6 protein-coding genes and 1 tRNA gene are annotated in these 5,430 nt (G+C 42.7%); 1 reads left to right on the forward strand and 6 read right to left on the reverse strand.

Annotated elements, in window-relative coordinates; all coding sequences use genetic code 11:
• Positions 1 to 12: 12 nt before the first annotated feature.
• From ACXJGZ_RS08160 to ACXJGZ_RS08185, 6 genes are all read right to left on the reverse strand, one after another.
• Positions 13 to 1,335 carry a RuvB-like helicase gene (locus ACXJGZ_RS08160; RefSeq protein ID WP_456321714.1) on the reverse strand — a complete coding sequence of 441 codons (1,323 nt, stop codon included), beginning with the start codon at positions 1,333 to 1,335 and terminating at the stop codon, positions 13 to 15.
• 64 nt (positions 1,336 to 1,399) lie between these two features.
• Entirely contained in the window at positions 1,400 to 2,590 is a 1,191-nt protein-coding gene (locus tag ACXJGZ_RS08165) for a hypothetical protein (protein WP_456321715.1), read from the reverse strand.
• A 59-nt stretch (positions 2,591 to 2,649) separates the two neighbouring features.
• Positions 2,650 to 3,162: a metallophosphoesterase gene (locus ACXJGZ_RS08170; protein ID WP_456321716.1), complete on the reverse strand. Its 513-nt coding sequence runs from the start codon at positions 3,160 to 3,162 to the stop codon at positions 2,650 to 2,652.
• Between the two features lie 56 nt (positions 3,163 to 3,218).
• A tRNA-Ala gene (locus ACXJGZ_RS08175) sits at positions 3,219 to 3,295 on the reverse strand.
• Positions 3,296 to 3,436: 141 nt separating this feature from the next.
• Entirely contained in the window at positions 3,437 to 4,171 is a 735-nt protein-coding gene (locus ACXJGZ_RS08180) for a sulfite exporter TauE/SafE family protein (RefSeq protein WP_456399025.1), read from the reverse strand.
• Between the two features lie 392 nt (positions 4,172 to 4,563).
• Positions 4,564 to 4,719, reverse strand: coding sequence for a hypothetical protein (locus ACXJGZ_RS08185; protein ID WP_456399027.1), 156 nt, complete (start codon positions 4,717 to 4,719; stop codon positions 4,564 to 4,566).
• Positions 4,720 to 4,834: 115 nt separating this feature from the next.
• Between ACXJGZ_RS08185 and ACXJGZ_RS08190 the strand changes: the two genes are divergently transcribed.
• Positions 4,835 to 5,356, forward strand: a complete 522-nt coding sequence (locus ACXJGZ_RS08190) for an Lrp/AsnC family transcriptional regulator (RefSeq protein ID WP_456321718.1) — start codon at positions 4,835 to 4,837, stop codon at positions 5,354 to 5,356.
• Positions 5,357 to 5,430: the final 74 nt, after the last annotated feature.

Below are 5,430 nucleotides of genomic sequence, written 5' to 3' on the forward strand. Positions count from 1 at the left end.
TAAAAAGAAAAATCACATGAGCATTCCTTCAAGCTTCTCGACAAAGCGGGTGCTCCTCTTTATGTCCGCGAAGTATTCCTTGGCTTTTTCAACGTGTTCCTTCTCCACCCTTTCCTTCGCCAGAACACTGGCAGGTGCTAGGAGCTGCACGGCATATCTCAAACTCGTCTTCTCGCCCAGCTCTGCAAGGTATTCAACCGCCTCTTCACTTATCTCAATGCCCTCCTCATGCGCCCTTATCTTAACTATCTCCCTCACCTCGTCCCGCCTGTAAGGTTCGGTGTTTATTATCAAGAGGCGGTCGAGCATGTCTATTGGAATGCCGTGGGGTGCTTCTATTCCCGTTCCCCTGATGTTAGTGGTTCCCCTGTTGGTAGCGAGGATTAAAATTGGTGCCAGCTCTCCTTCCATTGCCCTGGCCAAGAAGGAGAAAGCTTCGATATCAAGCATGTGGCACTCATCTATGAACAGAACTCCGGGAACGAGGCGTGCTTTTCCTTCTTCTATCCATCCTTTAACTGCCTGATCAACCCTCTCCCTGATATCGTCGTTTATCTCCATTCCTCCCCCAAAGAAGAGGCTCACGAGCCCGCCACTTCTTGCATTGACCGTATCGAGATCATGGAGTGTGACGGTATAGGTGAACTCCTTAATTTTAAGAACCGGACCCGTTGGAAGGTTAACCTTTTTCTTCAGGAATATGCCCTCCTCCTCTTTCGTTGTTCCGAGCTTTGAGACCCTTCCACTTTCGGCATCTATCTGGATGACGTCTCCCTCTTCAATTCCTCCCTCCAGAATTTGATAGGCGATTTCCCTTCCAACCCTGATGGTCTTTGTGTCGTCCTTTGTCTTTAAGGTTATCAGAGCACTTTCAGGGACTTCCACATAGGGATTGAATGGATGCCTCGCCCTCTTAATCTCGATCTTCTCAAGCATACCTTCGTAGACCTTCCTCTCCTCACTTATTCTAACGCCTATGGCTCTTCTGAGTGCCTGCTTCAAAAACTCCGTTTTCTTCATCTCTGCAGAGTATATCTCACTACCCGCTATCTGCACAAAGGGGACATCCTCACCGAGTTCTTTGGCAATTCCCATTGCAATTGCTGTTTTTCCACTCCCTGTTGGACCGGCTAGGAGAATTCCCTTTCCGGCAAACTTGCCCTTCTTGATCAAATGCACGGCTATTCCTGCTGCCTCCCGTGCTTTTATTTGCCCCACCATGCCATCTCCCATGAACTTAGCTTTTCCCTTCTCATCGAGACCGAGTCCCCTTATGTGGGAATGGCTCCCAACGCGCTCAAAGCTTATCTTGGCAACCTCTTCAATAAGTGCCATGTTCTCACCCCCTTTAAATCCCATTTTGTAATTAAAAGATTGGCTTAAAAAATTAACGCGGGGGTCATCTGACGGTACCGACCATAATATCAATGGCTTCTTTCAGAAGTTCCACATCCCCTTTTTCTTTATTGTGTTCCTTGAGCTTTCTGTACAGGATTTTTAGGTTCTTAAATGAGCTCATGGTACGCTGGTCCTTCGGGATTCTTCTGGCATCCGCAATGCTTAGTTTGACACCGAATTCCTCTCTAATGAGATTGAGCCAGATGTGCTCGTCAAGCTTAGGAAGCCTCATAGTTATGGGAAAGGTCATATTCCATTCTCTCCCATCCCCACCTGTTTCAACTATTATCGTAAAGTTTACCGGTATTTTATAGCGTCTATCTCTGAAGTTGAAGTCCACATAGCCCCGTTTTTTAATCCGTCTCAACCTCTTTACGAGCTGTTTTGGCGGTTCATATAAAACCAAAAGGCCCTTCATGGCTTTCAGGAATATCGGAGCCGAAAAAACTCTTTCCTCTATTTTCTTAAACTCAAAGTCATCCATTGAATCCACATAGTAGTCCCAGTATATGATGGGTGTTTTCACGAGAACCTTATCGACGGCGGATGAAATCTCCCTATGATACTCCTTGTCGAAAATTTGAATCAAGAGTGACTCCTCCACCTCCATATTCCGGGGAATTAAAACCTGCCCCTGTATTGCCTCTTTGAGAATTGTTTCCAGATCAATCTCAGCCTCGTTGATCACGAGCATGTCCTGCATAAGATTGAGGAGATTGAACTGCTTTATATATTCCTTTGGGATCTCTCCCGCCGGTATCTTTTCCAGATCAATGTATGGTTCAACCTCTTTGAGTTCTTCTTCCATTCTTTCAGGCTTTTTCTGCTTTTTAAGTGTCTCATAGAGTTCCCTGCTTATTGCAGTTATTTGATATATGGACTCCTTGTATTTTGTGTAGAGAATGCCATTTGAAATCAGCTTTAAACCCAGACGTGACAGATACGCGGAGAGTTCTTCCTCTGTTTTTGTGGATATTATTTCCTTTTCGGATACATCTTCGACTCCTTCATCCACCACTATGAAATCCATCGGATGTATTCCCTTTTCATAGAAGAAGGAGTTCAGCAGAGCCAGCGCTTTTGTTTTATCCTCAGCATAAACCTTTATGAAATCAATAACATCATTTTCTTTAATCCCTATAAAAACTAGGGAATCGTAGCGTTCCTTGGGTGTTAGAATATCCTCAGGCATTTTTCAACCCCATAATTTTTAACCTTAAAAATATAAAAAATTTTTTGAATAGGAAAAAGTCAGATGCTCATGAAGCCCAGGGGCTCTCCCGTGTCCAGATTCAAAATCTTTATTTCCCTCTTTTGAGTGTCTATGAACGCCACACTCTTTATCCCGCTCACGTATCCCCCAACTTCTCCGGGATTGAGGAGTATGGTTCTCCCGAGCTCCGCTATCTCATACCTATGCGTGTGTCCCCGTATGACTATGTCGTAGAGCTGGCTTCTTACGAAGGCTTCCACGACCCGCTGATCAGTTCCATGGAGAACAGCTATTTTTATTCCATCCACATCCATTTCCAGAATCTCATCCTCCACTCCTATGGCTTCTTTTAGGCCCCTCCTCTCACCGTCATTGTTTCCAAAAACCCCCTTCATTGGAGCCTTAAGTTTTGAAAGCTCCCTTTTAACGAAAGGGGCAACGTAGTCACCGCAATGTATAACCAGATCCACGCCTTCCCTGTTGAAGAGCTCAACAGCCTTTGCTATCGCCGGTAAATTATCATGAGTATCACTCATCACCCCGATTAGCATATGCCCACCTCAAAAATAGCTTTACCTAAATACTCTTAAGCTTAATGCTAAAATTGTGGTGGACCGAGCGGGATTTGAACCCGCGGCCTCCGGCTTGCGAAGCCGGCGCTCTCCCAGGCTGAGCTATCGGCCCACATCCAAACATACAAATGAAAGATGGGTTTTTAAGGCTTTCGTACTAGGAGGGCGTGTTTACAGTAACCTTTATTCGTGCTGAAAGTACTCCACAGAACAGATTTTAGCTAACATGTTACTTCGGTTATCCTAACAGCACCTAGAGCACCATCTTCAGAGCTATGAGCACAAGTATACCGGCAAATGCTCTTTTGAGCTTTTCAGGATGAATGTTATGGACAAGTTTTGCCCCAAGGTATCCTCCCATAATTAAACCCGGCGCTAGGAGAATAGCCACGTCCACCCTTACCTGGCCAATATGATAGTGCATTAGGGAGCCTGCCAATGCTGTGAAAAACAGTGCTACGCTTGAGGTACCTATGGCGTAGGAAATGGGGATTTGAACCAGAGAGTTAAAGAGGGGCACGTTTAATATTCCGCCGCTTATTCCAAGGAGACCCGAGCTCAGACCCGCTATAATACCCACCAGGGGAACATTTCTGTAGTTAATCTCCTTTGCTTCACTTTGAGGGAGTTGTTCCCTAGAAGTTAGCATTGTGTAGGAAAGATATATGAGGAGAAATGCAAACAAAGATTTTAAAATGTTCTTGCCCAGAAAAATCGTTAGATATGCTCCCAAAAGCGCGGCGGGTATTGAAAATGCCTCTTTCAGAGCGGCAACTTTAAAAAGGACCCTCCCATGCTTCAGATGGGTATAGGAGGAGGCAAAGGAGCTCATAACTATACATGTTAAGCTGGTTCCTATGGCATCGTGGATTGGGAGTCCCTTTAAGGTTAGGAGGGGCACTATCAAAAAGCCACCCCCAATCCCGAAAAGACCCGCAATTATTCCAATGGAGAGTCCAATGATAAAATTGATGAGGTAATCAATCATGGTAGAGGCTTAGCAACCCCGGGTTAAATTTCTTTTGGTGGAAATTCAGGATGTTGTATCCTGAAATTTATGAAACCTCTCAACTTTTCTTAAAGCCCAAGGATGCCACACAGAAGCCCTAGTATACTTAACACCCAAAACAGCCAAAAACTTCTGAAACCTACTCCGCCTATCCTAGCAACAAACTGAGCACCATTATAGTCAAAACACTCTCCGGTAAACCAAACTCAGCAATAGCCTCCGTCAAAAACTCTGATAATATTCTCTACAGTCCTCTCATCGAACAAACCATATTTAAGTGCATCGATTCTTAGTATTTTGATTCTGAATAAGCTTTCAGGATCAGTGTTATACTGTCTTCTGGGATTGATTTTGGTTTTTCTACCAGTTTTTCAGCTTGGAATCCACCCAGTTTCTCCGTATTGTTTTATTATTTGCTGAATTCTCCTTCTGCTGATTTTCAGCATCATACTGATTGTTTTCGTGTTGAATTTTGCTATCCTATCCAGTGTTATTATCAGTCTAACTTTCTCTTGGTCAAGCTTCATGCTTTTATGCTTGACGAAATAATTTCAGGATACGACAGTATGCCTTGGGCTAGAACAAACTTTAAAAATCATTTAGATATAATTTACATATACTAGAGTCATCTGGGTGTAAAGTATGAAAAAAGAAAATACCCTCTTATATATCCTTTGGGAATTATATAGCAATTCAAGAATTACTTATAAGCAACTTAGCAAAAAATGTAACTTAAGCATTGTCTCTTGTTATAACAAAGTTAAGGAACTAAAGAATAGTGGAATAATTCAAAAATTTACAATTGAAGTAAATCCAAAGAAACTTGGATATAATCTTGAAGTTTTTATTGAACTAGAAGTATTGAGAGAATCTCGAAAGGAAGTTGCTCAAAAAATCTGCAAAATGGGAAAAGTAAAAGAGGTATGGGAAATTACAGGAGATACTGATTTGCTAATTCATGCATTCTTTACAGATAATGAAGACCTCGATGATTTCATATCTTTTTTAGTAAAAGAATTCCCGCAGATAAAAAATATAATCACTCGAGTTATCTTACACAAATACGAAGAGGCCGAAAAGCCTTGGTTTATAGAGATTTTAAATAGTTCTGAGGTTGGAGCGAAATCAGGGGTGAAGTTTTTTAAGTCAGAAGGAGAGCAATAAACCATGCCGCGAGAAAGAAACCTCCAAGCACACCACTCAAAAACGCAATTTATGACTTACCAAAAACCATAACA

Source organism: Palaeococcus sp. (in: euryarchaeotes) (assembly GCF_053987695.1).

Excerpts from the sequence above, each read along its gene's own strand:
- ACXJGZ_RS08160 (WP_456321714.1), bottom strand. The coding sequence starts at position 1,335 with ATGGCACTTATTGAAGAGGTTGCCAAGATAAGCTTTGAGCGCGTTGGG.
- ACXJGZ_RS08165 (WP_456321715.1), bottom strand. The coding sequence starts at position 2,590 with ATGCCTGAGGATATTCTAACACCCAAGGAACGCTACGATTCCCTAGTT.
- ACXJGZ_RS08170 (WP_456321716.1), bottom strand. The coding sequence starts at position 3,162 with ATGCTAATCGGGGTGATGAGTGATACTCATGATAATTTACCGGCGATA.
- ACXJGZ_RS08180 (WP_456399025.1), bottom strand. The coding sequence starts at position 4,171 with ATGATTGATTACCTCATCAATTTTATCATTGGACTCTCCATTGGAATA.
- ACXJGZ_RS08185 (WP_456399027.1), bottom strand. The coding sequence starts at position 4,719 with ATGAAGCTTGACCAAGAGAAAGTTAGACTGATAATAACACTGGATAGG.
- ACXJGZ_RS08190 (WP_456321718.1), top strand. The coding sequence starts at position 4,835 with ATGAAAAAAGAAAATACCCTCTTATATATCCTTTGGGAATTATATAGC.